This is a genomic window from Clostridium sardiniense, assembly GCF_019753795.1.
Taxonomy (GTDB): domain Bacteria; phylum Bacillota; class Clostridia; order Clostridiales; family Clostridiaceae; genus Clostridium; species Clostridium sardiniense.
Genome location: NZ_JAIKTU010000017.1, coordinates 44,864 through 64,965 on the forward strand (window position 1 = coordinate 44,864; position 20,102 = coordinate 64,965).

Genomic DNA, 20,102 nt, shown 5'->3' on the forward strand with positions numbered 1-20,102 from the left:
AGGAGATGAATTGGGGCTTATGAGAAAAACAAAGTTAAATGAACTTAAAAGTTATATTGAAAGTATTTCTAAAATGAATTCGGCTTTAGAGCTTATTTATTGGGATATGCAAACTAAAATGCCTAAAAAAGCAATAGAACAACGTTCAGGTATTATAGAGCATATATCTGGAGAGATATTTAGGATGACAACTTCAGATCGAATGGGAGAACTTTTAGATTATTTTGTTCATAATATAGAAGGTTTATCAGAAAAAGATAAGGCAATAATAAAACATGCTAGAAAAGAGTATGATGAAACAAAGAAGATTCCAGAGGAGAGATATAGAGAATTCGTAATAGCACAAGCGCTATCAGAAGGTGCATGGGAAGAAGCTAAAGAAAAAAAGGATTTTGAAATATTTAAGCCTCATCTGAAAAGGATGATAGATTTTCAAAGGGAATTCGTAGAATACTGGGGCTATAAAGATAATAAATATGATACACTTTTAGATAAGTATGAAGAAGGTTTAACTGTAAAGAAACTTGATAAGATATTTGATGAGCTTAAAAATGGGATAATAAAAATATTAAATAAAATAGAAAAGAGCGGAAAGCAGGTTAACAGAGACTTTTTACTTGGAAGGTTTGATAAGAATTCTCAGGAAAAGTTTGCTTTATTTATTCTAAATAAAATGGGATATGATCTTAAAGCAGGAAGACTTGATGAAAGTATGCATCCATTTACAATAAGTTTTGGGAATAAGGATGTAAGAATTACAACAAATTATGATAATGAAGATTTTACATCAGCTTTATTTAGTTCTATACATGAAGGTGGTCATGGTATATTTGATCAAGATGTTCCAGATGATCTTCAAAGAACAGGACTCGATACATCACTTTCTATGAGTATTCATGAATCCCAATCAAGGTTTTATGAAAATATATTAGGCAGAAGTAAAGAATTCTGGGAATACTTTTTCCCTTTTGCAAAGTACGAATTTAGTGAGTTTAAAGATATAAGCTTAGAGGAATTTTATGAAGCAATAAATTACGTTGAGCCATCACTTATAAGAACAGAAGCTGATGAATTAACATATAGCATTCATATAATAATTAGATATGAAATAGAAAAAGCTCTTATAAATGGAGATTTAGATATTGATGATGTTAAAGAAGTATGGAATAGAAAATATAAGGATTATTTAGGGGTAGAGCCTAAAAATGATAGTGAAGGAATACTTCAAGATATTCATTGGTCAGATGGTTCTTTTGGGTATTTCCCAAGTTATGCATTAGGAAATATTTATGGAGCTCAAATGCTTCATACAATGAAAAAGGAATACCAAGGAATATATGATGATATAAGAAATGGAGAGTTAGGTGGAATTCATATGTGGTTATATGAAAATGTCCATAAGTATGGCGCGATGTATTCACCTAGTGAAATTATAAAAAATATTAGCAATGAAGATTTAAGTTGCAAGTACTTCTTAGATTATTTAGAAAAAAAATATCTAAGCATATATAAATAGGTTAATAAATTTGTTAAGACCAATAGTTTACTATAACAAGTAAAAAGAGTATTGGTCTTTTTTTTATTGCATAAATGGTAATATTTTAAGTGTGAATGGTAAAAAAACAAAGAATATAAGAAAAAAATAGCATATATGAGTAAACAACTATGAATACTAGGTCATTGACTATTAATAATTAATCCAATATATGATTTAAATGTATAAAATTGTAACCATATATAAAAGAAAGTTAAGTTTTTAAATAAAAAGTAATTATTAGATATAAATTGATTACAATGAAATATCTAAGTAAACGTTTAACATTAGTGATATAGCCATTATTTAAAATTAATAATTATATGAAATTTATTAATTTTATGCGTTAAGTGGCTATTTTAAAGGCTTTAAGGGGTATTTGTAAAATTTGCAGAACGAATTTAGTAATAAAACTAAGAATAGGGAAGAATGCGAGATTATTTATAGGGATTTATTGCTATAATCAAATCTTACAGTTGATTTGAATATTTTGGGTTTAAAAACAGCGTTTTACATAAAAAATAACAGTTGCTATACTTTAGCCATAGACAGGAACAAGAAAAAAGTTCCTAACTTGCTTAATACTGTCGACAAGATTAAGCCTTTTAATAAAAACAAAATATTGAAGGGTCGTGAAATTATGGATAAAGGTTCAAAGCCAAAGAGCGCTAAGTCATTAAGCTTATTTGGGTTCTTTGCAATAACAGCATCTATGGTAATGGCTTCATATGAATATCCAACATTTGCAACATCCGGATTTACTCTAGTATTCTACTTATTGGCTGGTGGTTTCTTATGGTTTATACCAGTAGCTTTATGTGCAGCAGAAATGGCGACAGTTGAAGGATGGCAAGAAGGTGGTGTTTTTGCTTGGGTTGGAAATACACTAGGAGAAAGATATGGATTCGCAGCAATAGCATTTCAGTTCTTTGAAATATCAATTGGATTTATTACAATGCTATATTTCATATTAGGAGCATTGTCATATGTATTTGATTTTCCAGCACTTAATACAGATCCAACAGTTAAATTTATTGGGGTATTAATTGTATTTTGGGCATTAACATTTACTCAATTAGCAGGAACAAAATATACAGCAAAAATTGCTAAAACAGGATTTATAATAGGTATAGTAATACCATCATTAATTCTATTTGGATTAGCAATAGCTTATATAGCACAAGGTAATCCAATGGATGTAAAAATTAGTGCGGGAACATTCTTCCCAGATTTTACCAAGTTAAATACTTTAGTTGTTTTCGTATCATTTATATTAGGATATATGGGTGTTGAAGCATCAGCTACTCATGCAAATGAAATGAAAAATCCTAAGAGAGATTACCCATTAGCAATGTTAATCTTAGTTGTTGTTGCAATAATTTTAGATACTATGGGTGGTCTATCAGTTGCAGCAGTTATACCACAATCAGAATTAAACTTAAGCTCTGGTGTTATACAAACATTTGCAGCTTTAATAGGTCACTTTACTTCTCATGGAACTTGGATTGTAAAGATTATATCATTAATGATTGCAGTTGGAGTTATGGGAGAAGTTAGTTCATGGGTTGTTGGTCCATCAAGAGGATTATATGTAGCAGCTCAAAAGGGAATTTTACCAAAAGTATTTAGAAAAGTTAATAAACATAATGTTCCAGTTCCATTAATTATGGTACAAGGTATTTTATGTACAATATGGGCAGCAGTTTTAACATTCGGAGGCGGTGGTAACAACGTTTCATTCTTAACTGCGATGTCACTTACAGTTGTTGTTTACTTAGTTGGTTACTTCTTATTCTTTATAGCTTACTTTAATTTAGTACTAAAGAAGAAGAATTTAAAGAGAGCTTACCAAATACCAGGTGGAACAGTATTTAAAATGATAGTTAGTATAGTAGGTTTTATAATGTCAATATTTGCATTCGTTATATCCTTCGTACCACCAGCATCATTAGATGCGGCAAGTGCTAAGCAATACGAAGCAATGCTTATAATATGCTTCATAATAGTTCTTATACTTCCATTTGCAATATACGCACTTCATGATAAGAGTGCACACAAGAGTCTTAAAGAACCAGTTGCATTAAAAGCCGATGAAGTTAATAAATTCGTTCCTCCTATAGCTAGAGGACAACATCAAATTAATCCAGATCCAGAAGATATTATGGATCAAGAAGAAAAGCTACTTCCACCGGGAGATAGTTCAGGCAATAAGAAATAGTATAAAGCTAGTAGCTTTGTTCACCCAATGGCAAGACTATAAAGAAAATCACAGCCTACCTAAAGATGAACATGTTATAAATATAAAAATATAAAATAATTAATAATCAAGGGAGGTCTTACTATGTTATTTAGTAGAGATGATAAAGAATTAAAGGATACTTATAGAACACCAATATTTGGTACAGAAGAAGAAGATGTAGAAATGCCAAGATATTCAATTGGTAAGAAACCGATACAACCAAGAGTTGCATATAGATTAGTTAAAGATGAATTAATGGATGAAGGTAACGCAAGATTAAACTTAGCTACATTCTGTCAGACATATATGGAAGATGAAGCTACAAAATTAATGGCTGAAACATTAGAAAAGAATGCTATTGATAAGTCAGAATATCCTCAAACAACAGAACTTGAAAATCGTTGTGTAAATATAATTGCTGATTTATGGCATGCTCCAAAGGATATGAAGTTTATAGGTACTTCAACAGTTGGATCATCAGAAGCATGTATGTTAGCTGGTATGGCTATGAAGTTCAGATGGAGAAATAGAGCTAAGAAGCTTGGTATGGATGTAACTAATAAGAAACCAAACTTAGTAATATCATCAGGGTTCCAAGTATGTTGGGAAAAATTCTGTGTATATTGGGATATAGAAATGAGATTAGTTCCATTAGATGAAGAACACATGAGCTTAAATATAGATAAAGTAATGGATTATGTTGATGATTATACTATAGGTATAGTTGGAATACTTGGTATTACTTACACTGGTAAATATGATGACATTAAGAAATTAAATGATGTAGTTGAAGAATATAATAAGACTGCTAAATTATCAGTACCAATTCACGTTGATGGTGCTTCAGGTGGATTATTCGCACCATTTATAGAACCAGATCTTGAATGGGATTTCAGATTAAAGAATGTTGTATCAATAAGTACTTCAGGTCATAAATACGGACTAGTTTATCCAGGTATCGGTTGGGTAATGTGGAAAGATGAACAATTCCTACCTAAAGAATTGATATTTGAAGTAAGCTACTTAGGAGGAAAGATGCCAACAATGGCTATAAACTTCTCAAGAAGTGCAAGTCAAGTAATAGGACAATATTATAACTTCTTAAGATATGGTTTCGAAGGATACAGACAAATACATCAAAGAACAAAAGATGTTGCGATGTATTTAGCAAAAGAAATCAAGGACATGGGATTATTTGAAATCTACAATGATGGATCAAACTTACCAATAGTTTGCTATAAATTAAAAGAAGATGCTAATGTAGAATGGACATTAGATGATCTAGCAGATAGATTATTAATGAAAGGATGGCAAGTACCTGCTTATCCATTACCAGAAAACTTACAAAATGTAAGAATCCAACGTATCGTATGTCGTGCTGATTTAGGTCATGCAATGGCTGAGCAATTAGTAAATGATATTAAATCTGGTATAAAAGCTCTTAATAATGCACATGTTTTAGAAAAAAATGAACAAAATAAAGGTGCACATGGATTCACACACTAATTAAAAAAGATTATTAAATAAACAAACAATAGTTCAATTCACTATATATCGCTTAAATTACAATAAAAAAAGTTCTTTATCTATAAATTTATAGATAAAGAACTTTTTTTATTGTAAGATAATGAAATTTTTTCGTTCTAAATCATATTATTAATAAGTAAAGAATTAAAATCATTTAGGATAAAAAATGTATTTGAAATGTAGACATTTTTGCTGAAAAGTATTTTACAGTAAAAACTGTTAATGGTATTTGGAATTATGGAATATAATAGTAGAATGTATGAATAAGCAATAACGAAAAAAGAGATTTAATAATAGGGGGAATGTATATGCATAAAAAGTTGTTTATTCCAGGTCCTGTAGAAGTTCGCAAAGAGGTATTAGATCAGATGGCAAAGCCTATGATAGGTCATAGAAGTAAAGATGCATCAGTGCTTCAAAGAAGAATAAGTGATAATCTAAGAAAGCTATTTTTTACAGAAAGCGAGATATTATTATCAACAAGTTCTGGAAGCGGTCTCATGGAAGGGGCTATAAGATCATGCACATTAAAAAAGGCTGCTGTTTTTTCTTGTGGGGCTTTTGGGAAAAGATGGCATGGTATGGCCGTTAACAATAATGTACAGGCAGATATTTTTGAAGTAGATATGGGCAAAGGTATAACAAAAGAAATGGTTGATAATGTATTAAAAACTGGTGAATATGATTTAGTTGCAGTAACTCATAATGAAACATCAACAGGAGTTATGAATCCTATATATGAAATTGGTGAAGTTATTAAGAAGTATCCAGATGTCGTATTTATTGTTGATGCAGTAAGTTCAGCAGCAGGAACAAAAGTAGAGGTAGATAAAATCGGTATAGATGTATGTATTACATCTAGTCAGAAAGCTTTAGGACTTCCTCCAGGGCTTGCTATATGTACTTTTTCTAAGAAGGCAAGGGAGAGAGCAGAGAAGGTTCCAAATAGAGGCTTTTATTTAGATTTATTATCACTCTATAAGTATATTCAAAAGAAGGATTATCAGTATCCATCAACACCATCTATTTCTCATATGTATGCACTAGATTATCAGCTGGATTATATATTAAACAATGAAGGACTAGAAAATAGATTCAATAGACATTTAACAATGGCAAGAGTAGTTAGAGAATGGGGAAAGAAGTATTTTGAGCTATTCCCAGAAAAGGATGAGCTACTATCAAATACATTAACTACTATAAAAAATACTAGAGGAATAAGTGTTGCTGATTTAAATAAGGAGCTAGGAAAAAGAGGATTTGCTATATCTAATGGATATGGTGATTTAAAGGAAAAAACATTTAGAATAGCTCATATGGCGGATTGTCAGGTGGAGGATGTTAGAGAATTATTAGATAATATTGAAGATATATTGGGGTTATAGTTTAAGGTAAGGGGGTATTTTATGTATAGAATTTTAACTAATGATGGTTTGCAACAAAGTGCTATAAGTAAGTTAGAAGCTTTAGGTATAGAAGTTGTAAACACTCATTATAATCAAGATATATTAGGAGAAAAACTTAAGGATTTTGATGCAATAGTAATTAGAAGTGCTACAAAGCTAACTAAAGATGTTTTAGATGAAGCATCAAAAGGAAAGCTTAAACTTGCAATAAGAGCAGGAGTCGGAATAGATAATATAGATGTTAAATGTGCTGAAGATCTTGGAATAACTGTTAGGAATACTCCAAATGCAAGCTCAGATTCTGTTGCAGAACTTGCAATAGGTCATATGTTTTCAATTGCTAGATTTTTAGGTGAATCCAACTCAACTATGAGAAATGGTGAGTGGAACAAGAAGAAGTATCAAGGAACTGAAATTTATGGTAAAACCCTTGGAATAATAGGTATGGGAAGGATAGGAAAAAGTTTAGCTAAGAAAGCCGAAGCGCTAGGTATGAAGGTAATATATTATACAATTGAAGGAAAACATGATGAATTACACTATGAATTTTTTAATTTTGAAGATGTATTAAAATCTTCAGATTTTTTATCAATTCATGTTCCTTATAATAAGGATACTGAATCATTAATTGGAGAAAATGAATTTAATATAATGAAGTATGGAATATATATTGTAAATTGTTCAAGGGGAAAGGTTGTAGATGAAGATGCATTATTAAAAGCACTTGAAAGTGGAAAAGTATCAGGAGCTGGAATTGATGTATTTGAAAAAGAACCAACACAAAATAAAGCATTAGTAAATCATCCAAGAGTTAGTGTAAGTCCTCATATAGGGGCCTCTACTAGAGAAGCACAAGATAGAATTGGTGAAGAGATATTTAGTGTAGTTAAAGAATTTTTTAATTTATAAAATACTATTAAAAGTATGCAGTCTATATTAAATAAGTTTATTAAGTCTGCATACTTAAATATATTTAAAAATGGAGGGAGTTTTATGGCAATTGTTAAGCCTTTTAAGGCTGTTAGACCAGTGAAGGAATTAGCTTCAAAGATAGCAGCATTACCTTATGATGTTATGAGTAGTGAAGAAGCGAGGAAAATAGTTAAGAATAATAGATATTCATTTTTACATATAGATAGAGCGGAGATAGACTTAGATATTGGAATTGATGCTCATGATAAGAGAGTATATGAGAAAGCTAGGGATAATCTAAATAGAATGATTAAAGAGGGAGAATTTATTCAGGATGAAAGTCCATACTTTTATATATACAGGCAAATAATGAATGAAAGAGTTCAAACAGGATTAGTATTTACAGCATCAATTGATGATTATGTAAACAATGTTATTAAAAAACATGAATTTACAAGGGCAGATAAAGAAGAAGATAGAATTAATCATGTAGATTATTGTAATGCAAATACAGGCCCAATATTTCTAACTTATAGAAAAGATAATAGTATTTTCGATATTATAGATAAATATACTAAAAAAGACCCAGAATATGATTTTCATTCAGAAGATGGTGTAAGGCAGAGTGTATGGATTATAAATGAATATAAGGATATAGAGGGATTAGAAAAGTTATTTAAAAATATAGATAGAATGTATATCGCAGATGGTCATCATAGGTGTGCATCTGCTGCAAAAGTTGGACAAATGAGACGAAAAGAAACACCAGGTTATACTGGTAATGAAGATTTTAATTATTTTTTAGCGGTAGCATTTCCGGATGAAGATCTTTATGTCATGGATTATAATAGAGTAGTTAAAGATTTGGGGAATCTTAATAAAGAGGAATTTATTGATAAGGTTTTAGAGAACTTTGAAATAAGTAAGTATAAGGGTGAAGGCGGATATAAGCCAATTAAGAAGCATACTTTTGGAATGTATTTAGATAATGAATGGTTTATATTAGAAGCAAAAAAAGATAGTTTTAATGAAAATGATCCTATAGATAGATTAGATGTTTCAATTCTTCAGAAAAATTTGTTAGAAAGAGTTCTAAATATTAAGGACGTTAGAACATCAGATAGAATAGATTTTATAGGTGGAATAAGAGGAATTAAAGAACTTGAAAGACGCGTAAATAAAGATATGAAAGTTGCATTTTCTATGTATCCAACAGATATTCATGATGTTATGGATGTTGCAGATATCAATAAAGTTATGCCACCTAAATCAACATGGTTTGAGCCAAAGCTTAGAAGTGGATTATTTATTCATAAATTGTAAGTTAAAATAAAAAAAGTCCTAATGGACTTTTTTTATTTTAACTTATTAATCATTCCTTTAAGAATAGTTGTTGAGTTTCTAACTCCGATTGGAGTAAATTTTTCATAATCCATGTGTGCTCCATTATTAGCGTTATCTGAAATTGATCTTATAACTACAAATGGAATGTGGTTTAGGTAACAAACATGAGCAATACTTGCTCCTTCCATTTCAACGGCTTTAGCATCGAATTCTTTTTCAAGCCATTTAATCTTATCTACACTAGCTACGAATTGATCTCCTGAAACTATTCTTCCTGAGAAAGTATTGAATCCTTCGATTTCATCGCAAGCTTCCTTACAAACTGATACTAAGTTTTCATCACATTTGAAATCAAAAGTATCTAATCTTGGAATTTGACCATGTTTATCTCCGAATACTGTTGTATCCATATCGTATTGAACTAAGTTTTCAGCTATAACAACATCTCCAGGATATATATCCATTCCGATACCACCTGCAACTCCAACATTAATTACTGTTCCAATATTATATTCTGAAATTAATATTTGAGTACATATTGCTGCATTAACCTTACCTATTCCTGAAACAACTGCTACAACATCCTTATTCCAAAGTTTGCCTTTGTGGAAAGTCATGTTTGCTTTAACGTTTTTTTCAGTAACTTCCATATCTTTTAGAAGAATTTCTAATTCTTCGCTCATTGCACTTATTATTCCAATTACCATAATCTAATCCTCCGTAAAACAATTAGTTATCTCAAAAATAGATAACTTATACAATATTATAGACTCAATAGAAAGTATAGTAAACCTAAGTGAATATTTTACCGGAGAAAAAAACCTTGTATAAGGTAATAATATAAAATAAAATAGAAATAAATATTTTGAGATAATAAAGGAGATAAAATATATGGCGCAACATTCACTGTCAAGAACGGAATTACTTATAGGAAAAGAAGGTTTAGATAAATTAAAAAATGCTAAGGTAGTTGTATTTGGAGTTGGAGGAGTTGGAAGCTTTACAGTTGAAGCATTAACTAGAGCTGGAGTTGGAAATCTAGTTTTAATTGATGATGATACAGTATGCCTTACTAATTTAAACAGACAGATCCATGCAACATATAATACAATAAGCAAAGTTAAAGTAGATGTTATGAAGGAAAGAGTTTTAAGTATTAATCATAAATGCAATGTAATTACTCACCAAGCTTTTGTAACTCCAGATAATATAACTGACTTTATAACAGATGATGTTGATTATGTAGTTGATGCAATTGACACAGTAACTGCAAAGATTGCTCTTGCGAAATATTGTTATGAAAATGATATAAAAATAATTAGCTCAATGGGAACTGGTAATAAATTTGATCCAACTCAATTTAAGGTAACTGATGTGTTTAAAACAAAAGTTTGCCCTCTTGCAAAAGTAATGAGAAGTGAACTTAAAAAAAGAGGAGTTAAAAAGCTTAAGGTTGTATACTCAGAAGAGCAACCAACTAAACCAAGAACTGAAGATGTAGTTACGTGTAAAACAGGTTGTGTTTGTACAGGTGGTACAAAAAAATGTGCTGAAAAGAGACAGATACCAGGAAGCATTTCTTTTGTTCCTCCAGTTGCAGGTATGATAATTGGTGGAGAGGTTATAAAAGATATAATAGGAATGAATGATAAATAATTTATGTGGATAACTTTTAATAAACAAAAATCATTTTACAAAAATTGGATAAAATATGACTTTTGTCGATTAAGTTAGCCAAAAAAATATAATATACAACAAGATTACAAGCACAATATATTGTGCTAAGATGAAAAGTTATCAACAACATGTTGATAAAATTGGGGATAACTTTATTTTAAAGATTCAATTACAATAAAGTTTAGATGTATTAATTTAAAGACCTCTTTGAATAAATTTAAAGAGGTCTTTATTTATTAGTCTAATAAAGAGCAATTATATTTTTAAAATATAAATTTCAATTAGTGATTAAGTATAAATTATTTAAATACATTATAAACATAATATTATTTATAAATATAATAAGTTAAACCTTGTAAACGTAGAAGTATAATATATAATATTCTTATAAGACTTTAATTTTAGGAGAATTTAATATGTCACCAAATTACAATATAAATATAGCTTTAAATAAGGGAAGTAATAATGAATATCTTATTAGGGATAAAAACAGCATAAACATAGGAAGATTTTCCATAGAAGAATTAGATCAGAGCAATAAAAGATGTAATATTGATTTAAAATTTTATAGAGAATATGATTATAGCCTATTAAGAGAAACTTTAGAGTTATTATTAATGGCGACTTTTAAGGATAAGAATATTTTTAAGGTTAACATAAAAATAATTGAAGGAATTAGTCTTTCGCCATTTCTTGATTTAGGATTCATTTTAGAGGGTATATTATCGGATAATATATATTCTAATGGAATTTATAAGAATGAACTTATGTTAGGAATTAATAGAGAAGACTATATATATAAAAATTGTGCATCGATGATTCAATTGGAGGGTAAAAATGTTACATTAAGAAATTTAACTCCAAATGATGATGAAGCATTATTAGAATACTATACTAAAAATAAAAAACATCTTGAAAAATTTGAGCCTACAAGAGATAAAGAATTCTATACATTAGAAGCACAAAGAAATTCATTAAATGAAAGTTACAAGCAATTCTTAAACGGAACCTCAATAGATTTAGCAATTATAGATAATGACAAAATAATAGGAAAGCTTAGATTATCTAATATAGTATATGGAGTATTTAAAAGTGGAATACTTGGTTATTCTATAGACGAGGATTATCAGGGAAAAGGTTACATGAAAGAAGCTGTAAATTTGGTTGTAAATTATGCTTTTAAAGAATTAGATCTTCATAGAATAGAAGCCTCAGCACTTTTAGATAATGAGAGATCAAGAGGGGTACTAATTGGTACTGGATTTAAGGAATTGGGGATAAATGAAAAATATCTTTTTATAGATGGAGTGTGGAAAGATCATATAACATATTACAAAATAAAGGGTTAAAATGTAAGTGAGGGGAAAAGATGGGCAAATTATTAAAGGATGATGTGGTGGTAACTAAAGTTTTTAACAATAGTATAGTTTTAGTAAAGTCTGAAGGTAAAGAAAAAATATTATTTTCAAAAGGTATAGGGTTTGGAAAAAAATTTGGAAATATAATTTTAAAAGATACTGAAGTAGATAAAATTTTTAAAATTGAAAATGAAGACAATATAAAGAATTTTAATAGAATAATTTCAAAGATAGATGATGAATTCTTTGCTTTATGTGAGGAAATTATTTATGATATATCAGAGAGTCTTGGGGAAGACCTTAGTGAAAATATTCACATAGCTCTTATAGATCATCTATTTTTTGCTACGAAAAGATTACAAAATAATGAAGAGATTCAAAATCCTTTCATTGTAGAGATAGAGACATTATATCCTAAGGAATTTTTACTTGCAGCAGAAGCAGCGAGAAAGATAGGAAAATCAATTAATATAAATATACCAGATGGAGAGATTGGATTTATAGCACTTCACATACATTCATCTAGGAATAATGGGAAACTCTCAAACACTATAAAGTATAGTTACTTAAGTAGTTCTATAATCGAATATGTTGAAGAAACTTTAAGTATAAAGATAAATAGAAAATCATTAGATTACGCAAGATTCTTAACACATATAAGATTTGCAATAGAGAGAATAATGACTAAGAGTCCAATAAAAAATGATTTGATATCAGTGATAAAAGAAAAATATAAAAAATCATATAATATAGCAATAGGAATAGGTAAATTCTTAGAAGAAGAACTAGATACGGAAATAGTTGAAGATGAAATTGCTTATTTGGCAATGCATATAGAAAGATTTAGATATTCTATAAAAGTAGAATAATAATTAAAATTTAGAGTTTGAAAAAATGATAAATGTAACTGATAAAGGGTAAAAATACTAAATATGTAATTGTAAGAATATTATTACACACAAATAATTAAGTATTTAGGTTATAATTAAAATGTTGCTATTAGGAGAGTGTTAGAAAATGAGAAAAAAAAGGGAAGAGGAAGAGGGTAAAAAAATCCCTAAAAAAAGAAGTAAGCTTCTTACTATATTTGGAGTTATATTCATTTTAGGTGGATTACTACTTATAGCATATCCTTTTATAGAAATTGGGTTAGATAAAAGAGATATATCAAAGAATATAAATGAGTGGGACAAGCAAAGAACAGAGGCACTTAAAAATGATAAGGATAACTCAAATAAAGAAGATACAAAGAAAGGGAATAAAATAAAATATCCTATTGTAAAAGTGAACGGAAAAGATATAATAGGAAAGCTTGTTGTTACTAAGACAGGTGAGCAAATTCCAATACTTATGGGAGCAACAGAAGAAAATCTAAGAGGTGGTGCAACTCTTTATGATAACGGGATATATCCAGGGGATAAAGGCACTGCAATTATATTAGGTCATAGAGAAACTACTTTTGGATTCTTAGAAAATATAAAGGATTCAGATATAGTTGAAGTACAAAGTTTAAATCACACATATAAATTTAAAGTTAAGAAGACATATATAACAAATCCAGAAGATGAATCAATACTCGCTCAGGAAGAAGGCCCAAGTATGACTTTAGTTACTTGTTATCCTTTTAGATATGTAGGACCTGCACCTGATAGATTTATTGTTAAGCTTGATTTGATTGAATAAATAATTAATAAAAAAATACACGAGAAAAAACAAGGTGATAATAGTATGAAAAGTGATAAAAATATTGGAAGGTGGCTAAGTTTGGTCTTAGTCACTGTAGTAATATTACAGCTCTTGCAAGCAGTTGGAGCAAATAATGTATATGCTAATGAGAATAATAGTGATAGTGTAGCCATAAAAAACAATAATATTAAAGGTGTTCAAGGTACAGAAGACCTATATTATTCATATCCATATTTAAGAGAAATTAAATATCATATAGCACCTGATGCCTATAAAAAAGAAAGATTGAATTCATCATATGATAATTCAATGACAATAGGAGATTATAAAAGTGTATTGGCACAACGTATTTTAGAAAATTCCGGAACTGATAATGAAAATGCAGTATATCATTCAGCAATAGGAGGAAAAGTATGGCATGATATCAATGGTGATGGAATACAAGAAGATAATGAGACATTAATAGAAGGAATAGATGTATATCTTTTAGATAGAAATAAAAATATAATAAATAGTACTAAAACAGATGCGTTTGGTAGATATGAGTTTGATGATTTATATGCAGGAACTTATTATGTAAAGGTTAATAAGTCTGATGAGTTTAAGTTATTTACCAAAAGACAAGGAACAGGTGATACTAATCTAGATAATGATTTCGATAAAGATGGATTTACATCAAAAATAGAAATAGCAGATAAAGAAGAAAACTTTAGCATTGATGCTGGAATGACAAAGCCTATAACTATAGGTAATTTTGTTTGGAATGATATTAACTGGAATGGCAAGCAAGATGAAGGTGAACATGGAATCCAAGGAATCCTTGTTAAATTATACAAGGATGGTAAGTTAAGTCTTGAAACAAGAACGGATGAAAGTGGACATTATTTATTTAATAATCTTGAGCCAGGTGAATATAGTCTAAAATTTGTTGATTTAAAGGATATATATGCGCCAACTATAATATTGAATAGTGACAGTAGTTCATCTAATGTAATAGATGAGAATGGGTTTACAAAAATATACAATTTATTATCTGGAGATAAAAAAAAGGATATTGATGTAGCTTTTCATAAAGCTAAGATAAAGAGTAATATTTTTGAAGATAAGAATTTTAATGGTAGACAAGATGAAGGTGAATCCGGAATAAATGATGTTATCGTAAAGCTATATTTAGAGAATGGAACATTTGTAAAAGAGACTAGAACAAATAACTTAGGTATATATGAATTTAATAATTTATTACCTGGAAAATACTATATTAAGGTGCAAAAAGCAAAAGGATATAATTATTTTTCACCTAAAAAGATAGGAGTATATGCTAAAGGTAGTGTAGTAAATGGAGATGGAGTATCAGATATTTTTAATATAAATAAAGGCCAACGTTATCTTTATCTGAATGCAGGTATGACTTTTTTTGGAGAAGTGAATGCTAGAGTTTTTGAAGATAAAAATTATAATGGTAAAAGAGATAAAGATGATAAACTCATAGAAGATACTAGAGTAAAATTATTAAGCGCTAATGGTGATGAAGTTAAAGATATCTATGGAAATAGTGTTGAAGATCAAATTACCGATAAGTATGGCAGAGTTTATTTTAAAAATTTACCCAAGGGTGAATATAAAATTAGTGTATCAATGCCTAAAGGGTATAGTAGTTTTACAAAGCAAAGTACTGATATAAGTTCAAATTTTAGTAATGTAAATACTGGTGGATTTAGTGAAAATATAAATGTTAAAAATCTAGACAAGGATAATGTAATTAATGCAGGGGTTATAAAGTCAGGCAGTATTGGAAGTAAAGTTTGGAATGACAACAATAAAGATGGAAAACAGAATGATAATGAAAAGGGTGTTGAAGGAATAGATGTATTCCTTTGTGATTCAAATGGTAAATTACTATCAGTAACAAATACTGATAATGATGGTAAGTATAAGTTTGACAATTTAGATCCTGGTAAGTACTATGTTTTATTTGAGACACCAAAAAACTTAGGGGTAACTAATTTAAAAGATAATGGTTCACAATCACATAAAAGCAGAGATATAAATCTATCATCAGGGGAAGCTGATAATAGTATTAATTTAGGTGTTTATGTAAAACCGGATTTATCAAAAGAAGTTAAGAAACTGCCTGTTACAAGCAAACAAGGATTTAATGATGTACTAGGTGGAAGTGCTTTAATTATACTTGGGATATCAGTTTTAGCATATAAAAAAAATAGAAGTTACAGGAACTGTAAAGATGAATAGATGGTAAAATAGAAAAACTCATTGCATGATAGCAATGAGTTTTCTTATTATTTATTAAATAGTATATTCTAAAACTACAGTTTCACCAGCTACTACATCCATGCCAGTTTTAACATCTAGTGATTTAACTGTATCTGGGTTAGTTATAAGAACTGGAGTAACTAATGATAGCCCTTTATTTTTAATGAATTCTCTATCTATTTTAATGATAGGAGTTCCAGCTTTAACTCTTGTTCCTTGTTCTGCTAATTGTTCAAAACCTTCTCCATTTAGAGATACAGTTTCTATTCCTATGTGAACAAGTACTTCGATTCCGTTATCTAAAGTCATAGCAAATGCATGTTTAGTTTTAAATACTAAAGTTAATTCTCCATCACAAGGTGCTACGATTATATCTCCTGTTGAGTCAATTCCTAATCCGTCTCCAGCCATCTTTTGAGCAAATACTGGATCTGGAACTTCTGATAAATCTACAGCTTTTCCACTAACTGGAGCTACAAAATTTAATGATTCTTCTTTTTTATTTTTCTTAAATAATCCAAACATAACTTTCAAGTCCTTTCTATTTTACAAATGTTTTTAAATATCAATTATTAGGTTGTTTAAATTTTAAACATAGTATACCACATGCTCTTTAAAATAAAAAAAGGCATAAGCTTAACAAATAAACTTATGCCTGATCTAACAGTTACACGTCTTAATTTTATTATAACTTCAATAATAATAAGTGTCAATTTAATTATTTGTAAAAATATTAAAATTTATTATTTGAAATCGTTGACAATATAGGAAAAATATATTAGAATAGGATTACAAAATAAAATATGCTTATTAATCGGCGTGTTACCATAAACGAATTGGGCATTAGCTGGAAAGAATATTACTATAATTATATTCTTTCCGGCTTTTTTTGTTTGTTATTATTTATTTTCTGTATTATTATAAATACCGATTCATAAGCATAAATAATTTATATTGGAGGGAATTATATGTCAAAAGGAAATAATAAGGTTCTTGGCGCATTACAAAAATTAGGTAAGGCACTTATGACGCCTGTTGCTTGTTTGCCAGCAGCAGCAATTTTGTTAAGGCTTGGAGCTCCAGATGTTCTTGGAATTGTTTGGATGGAAAAAGCAGGGGGGGCAATATTAGATAATTTAGCAATTTTATTTGCAATTGGTATAGCAATTGGGCTTGCTAAAGAAAATAACGGAGTTGCAGGACTTGCAGCAGCTGTTGGTTATTTCACACTTACAAATGTAGCAGGTGCATTTGATGAAACAATTAATATGGGAGTTTTAGCAGGTATTCTTTCAGGGGTTGTTGCAGGATTACTTTATAATAAGTTTAAAGATATTCAACTTCCACAATTTTTAGGATTCTTTGGAGGTAAGCGTTTTGTACCTATAGTTACAGCTTTTGCTTGTCTAGCAATAGGAGTTGCAGCAGGATATGTTTGGCCACCTATCCAAGGAGTGTTAAATGATTTTGGTAATACAATGGCAGCAGCTGGAGCTGTTGGAGCATTTGTTTTTGGTATATTAAACAGATTACTTATACCATTTGGTTTACATCACGTACTTAATACAATATTCTGGTTCCAATTTGGTACATTTACTAAAGCTGATGGAACTGTTGTTACAGGAGATATAAATAGATTCCTTGCTGGAGATCCAACTGCAGGAGTATATACAACTGGGTTCTACTTTATAATGATGTTTGCATTACCAGCAGCTTGTTTAGCTATGATAGCAGCAGCTAAAAAGAAAAATAGAAAAGCAGTAACAGGTATGTTAGTTAGTATAGCAGCTACTGCATTCTTAACTGGTATTACAGAACCAATTGAATTTACATTTATGTTCTTAGCGCCAGTACTATATGCATTCCATGCGCTTATGACAGGAATTGCGCTGGCTATTGCTAATATATTTGGGATGAAGATGGGATTTGCCTTCTCGGCTGGTTTTATAGACTATGCGTTAAATTATGGAATATCAACAAAAGCATTAATGATTATTTTAGTAGGCTTAATATTTGCTGCAATATACTTTGTAGTATTCTACTTTGCAATTAAGAAATTCAATTTACCAACACCAGGTAGAGAAGATGATGACAACCTAGATGAAATAGTTGAAGATGATGCTCAACGTGGAGCAATTAAAGGTAAATCATCAATAGATGAAAAAGCGGCAGGGATTTTAGAAGCATTAGGTGGAAGCTCAAATATTGAAAGCATAGATGCTTGTGTAACTAGAATCAGATTAACTGTTAAAGATTCAGGAAAAATAAATGAAAAAGAATTAAAGAGATTGGGTGCTACTGGAATAATGAAATTAGATGCTAAAAACCTTCAAGTTGTTGTAGGAACTTTAGCAGATCCAATAGTGTCACATATAAAGAAAATGATGTAATAAGATATAAACAAAAAGGTAGATTTAATATCTACCTTTTTTGTTTGTATAAAATTGATTAATAGGGATATAACTATACAAATAAAAATGTAATTATACTATTTAACTTAGATTTAATATTTACGGTTAATAATTAACATAAGTAAGATTGAAGAAAAGCTGTTTTGCTGATATATTCTAAAATAATAATTAGATATATAACTAGGGGGATATTTATGAGTTTAGAAGAAATTATACGAGAGTTTGTAGTAAACTATGGAATGATAAGTGTATTTGTTCTTGTTTTATTAGAATATGCAAATTTTCCATTACCTAGTGAACTTGTATTACCGCTTATGGGTATAGTTGGGGTAGTAAATGGTGTAAGCTTTATTGAGATATTAGTTGTTTCTGTAATAGCAGGAATATTAGGCTCTATATTAAATTACATAATAGGTCTATATTTTGGCCCTAAAGCAGTAAATTATATAACTTTAAAATTTCCTAAAACAAAAAAATCAGCAGATGTAGCATATAGCTGGTTAAATAAATATGATAATATTGCTGTATTATTATCAAGGTTAGTACCACTTGCAAGAACTTTTATATCCCTTGTAGCAGGAGTTGTTAAAATGAAACCAATAGCTTTTATTGGATATTCGGCGATAGGAATAACTATTTGGAATTCTATACTTATTGGACTTGGGTTTATATTTGGAAATAATAGTGAAGTTATAAACTTAATACTAAAAAGATATTCTTTAGCAGTTGGAGTAATAATATTACTAATAGCGTTAGTTTTAATTGCTAAAAACAAAGACAAAATAAAAGAGAAGTTATTTTAAAATAACTTCTCTTTTATTTTGTCTTTAATATAATGTGTTTTTGATATAATATTAAATTAAAATATGAGAATTTTTATACTGGTTTAAGAGTGGGGGTTAGCATGAGAAGTTTTGATAGAAATACATTTATAAATAGTGTTGAGATACGACCTAATAATATACTGGATGGTTTTGACAATTATAACAATGCCATAATAACAACAGAGTTTATTACTAATAATGAAGAAGCAGAAAATTGTTTTATTGAATTTTTTAGACATATATTTGAAGTAAATAAAAATAGCATATTAGATTATTATGGAAATACATTGATGGATGAAGAGTTTAGTAGAATGATATGTATGCTATCCAAAGATGAAAAAGATATACTTATAAAGATTAGAGAAAAATCAAATAATGATGATATCTACTTTAAAATAGATGATATGAAAGTTTTAGATATATTAGTGAAGATATCAGTAAGAGGAATATTATTTAGTACTTTTTATATAATAAATGATGGGGTTACTATCTGGAGCAATTATGATTATAAGTTTGTCATGTTCTTTAAAGATAAAAATATAATTCATCATTATGAAGATATAGCTAAAAAATATAAATTAATAGTAAAAGATATAAAAATGATAGTATAAGATATATATAAATACACAAACTATACCTAGTGTATCAGTATGAGATATAGTTAGTAATAAGCAGTAAATTGGAGTAATATAGGTATAACAGTTATATACAAGAAAAATAAAGTCGAGATATGTCGTAAATGCGTATATAATAAGTCTTGTCGCTTGAGTGCGACGGACAAAAATTAAATGGTCTTTGAAAATTGAACAGAATATATAAAACATTTAAACAACCAGCAATTCTTTTTATTAAAGTAAGTTTTATGAGTGAAAAGATTAAACTTTTTATTGAGAGTTTGATCCTGGCTCAGGAC

Annotated in this window: 16 protein-coding genes; 14 read left to right on the forward strand and 2 right to left on the reverse strand. The window is 29.1% G+C overall.

The window, feature by feature from the left end; all coding sequences use genetic code 11:
- The first annotated feature begins 19 nt into the window (after positions 1-19).
- From K5V21_RS17050 to K5V21_RS17075, 6 genes are all read left to right on the forward strand, one after another.
- Complete coding sequence (locus K5V21_RS17050; protein WP_221862282.1) at positions 20-1,516, forward strand: carboxypeptidase M32; 1,497 nt, start codon at positions 20-22, stop codon at positions 1,514-1,516.
- Between the two features lie 658 nt (positions 1,517-2,174).
- The gene (gene gadC, locus K5V21_RS17055) at positions 2,175-3,752 is read left to right on the forward strand and encodes a glutamate:gamma-aminobutyrate antiporter (protein ID WP_221862283.1); all 1,578 of its coding nucleotides are present in this window, start codon (positions 2,175-2,177) and stop codon (positions 3,750-3,752) included.
- 123 nt (positions 3,753-3,875) lie between these two features.
- Complete coding sequence (locus K5V21_RS17060; RefSeq protein ID WP_221862284.1) at positions 3,876-5,279, forward strand: glutamate decarboxylase; 1,404 nt, start codon at positions 3,876-3,878, stop codon at positions 5,277-5,279.
- A 329-nt stretch (positions 5,280-5,608) separates the two neighbouring features.
- Positions 5,609-6,685 (forward strand): pyridoxal-phosphate-dependent aminotransferase family protein, encoded by a 1,077-nt coding sequence (locus tag K5V21_RS17065; RefSeq protein ID WP_221862285.1) that lies wholly within the window; start codon positions 5,609-5,611, stop codon positions 6,683-6,685.
- A 21-nt stretch (positions 6,686-6,706) separates the two neighbouring features.
- A complete protein-coding gene (locus K5V21_RS17070; RefSeq protein WP_221862286.1) occupies positions 6,707-7,615 on the forward strand; it encodes a D-2-hydroxyacid dehydrogenase in 909 nt (302 codons plus the stop codon).
- An 84-nt stretch (positions 7,616-7,699) separates the two neighbouring features.
- Positions 7,700-8,941 carry a DUF1015 domain-containing protein gene (locus tag K5V21_RS17075; RefSeq protein ID WP_221862287.1) on the forward strand — a complete coding sequence of 414 codons (1,242 nt, stop codon included), beginning with the start codon at positions 7,700-7,702 and terminating at the stop codon, positions 8,939-8,941.
- Between the two features lie 32 nt (positions 8,942-8,973).
- Here K5V21_RS17075 and K5V21_RS17080 read toward each other — a convergent pair whose 3' ends face one another.
- Positions 8,974-9,669, reverse strand: coding sequence for a 5'-methylthioadenosine/adenosylhomocysteine nucleosidase (locus K5V21_RS17080; RefSeq protein WP_221862288.1), 696 nt, complete (start codon positions 9,667-9,669; stop codon positions 8,974-8,976).
- A 184-nt stretch (positions 9,670-9,853) separates the two neighbouring features.
- Here K5V21_RS17080 and K5V21_RS17085 point away from each other — a divergent pair, with 184 nt between their 5' ends.
- The 5 genes from K5V21_RS17085 to K5V21_RS17105 all read left to right on the forward strand — a co-directional run bounded on the left by K5V21_RS17085 (position 9,854) and on the right by K5V21_RS17105 (position 15,933).
- The gene (locus K5V21_RS17085; RefSeq protein WP_204596146.1) at positions 9,854-10,618 is read left to right on the forward strand and encodes a tRNA threonylcarbamoyladenosine dehydratase; all 765 of its coding nucleotides are present in this window, start codon (positions 9,854-9,856) and stop codon (positions 10,616-10,618) included.
- A gap of 437 nt (positions 10,619-11,055) precedes the next feature.
- Complete coding sequence (locus tag K5V21_RS17090; protein WP_221862289.1) at positions 11,056-11,988, forward strand: GNAT family N-acetyltransferase; 933 nt, start codon at positions 11,056-11,058, stop codon at positions 11,986-11,988.
- Between the two features lie 20 nt (positions 11,989-12,008).
- A complete protein-coding gene (gene glcT, locus K5V21_RS17095; RefSeq protein WP_221862290.1) occupies positions 12,009-12,866 on the forward strand; it encodes a glucose PTS transporter transcription antiterminator GlcT in 858 nt (285 codons plus the stop codon).
- 148 nt (positions 12,867-13,014) lie between these two features.
- Positions 13,015-13,680 carry a class D sortase gene (locus K5V21_RS17100; RefSeq protein WP_204596140.1) on the forward strand — a complete coding sequence of 222 codons (666 nt, stop codon included), beginning with the start codon at positions 13,015-13,017 and terminating at the stop codon, positions 13,678-13,680.
- Between the two features lie 45 nt (positions 13,681-13,725).
- Entirely contained in the window at positions 13,726-15,933 is a 2,208-nt protein-coding gene (locus tag K5V21_RS17105) for an SdrD B-like domain-containing protein (RefSeq protein WP_221862291.1), read from the forward strand.
- 54 nt (positions 15,934-15,987) lie between these two features.
- On the opposite strand, the gene K5V21_RS17110 is transcribed toward K5V21_RS17105, so the two are convergent.
- Entirely contained in the window at positions 15,988-16,479 is a 492-nt protein-coding gene (locus K5V21_RS17110; protein WP_204596138.1) for a PTS sugar transporter subunit IIA, read from the reverse strand.
- A 443-nt stretch (positions 16,480-16,922) separates the two neighbouring features.
- Here K5V21_RS17110 and nagE point away from each other — a divergent pair, with 443 nt between their 5' ends.
- The 3 genes from nagE (at position 16,923) to K5V21_RS17125 (ending at position 19,800) form a co-directional block, all read left to right on the forward strand.
- On the forward strand, positions 16,923-18,344 hold the full coding sequence (gene nagE / locus K5V21_RS17115) for an N-acetylglucosamine-specific PTS transporter subunit IIBC (protein ID WP_204596842.1): 1,422 nt from the start codon (positions 16,923-16,925) through the stop codon (positions 18,342-18,344).
- A 215-nt stretch (positions 18,345-18,559) separates the two neighbouring features.
- Entirely contained in the window at positions 18,560-19,168 is a 609-nt protein-coding gene (locus K5V21_RS17120; RefSeq protein WP_221862292.1) for a DedA family protein, read from the forward strand.
- A gap of 101 nt (positions 19,169-19,269) precedes the next feature.
- Complete coding sequence (locus K5V21_RS17125; RefSeq protein WP_221862293.1) at positions 19,270-19,800, forward strand: hypothetical protein; 531 nt, start codon at positions 19,270-19,272, stop codon at positions 19,798-19,800.
- Positions 19,801-20,102 lie beyond the last annotated feature (302 nt).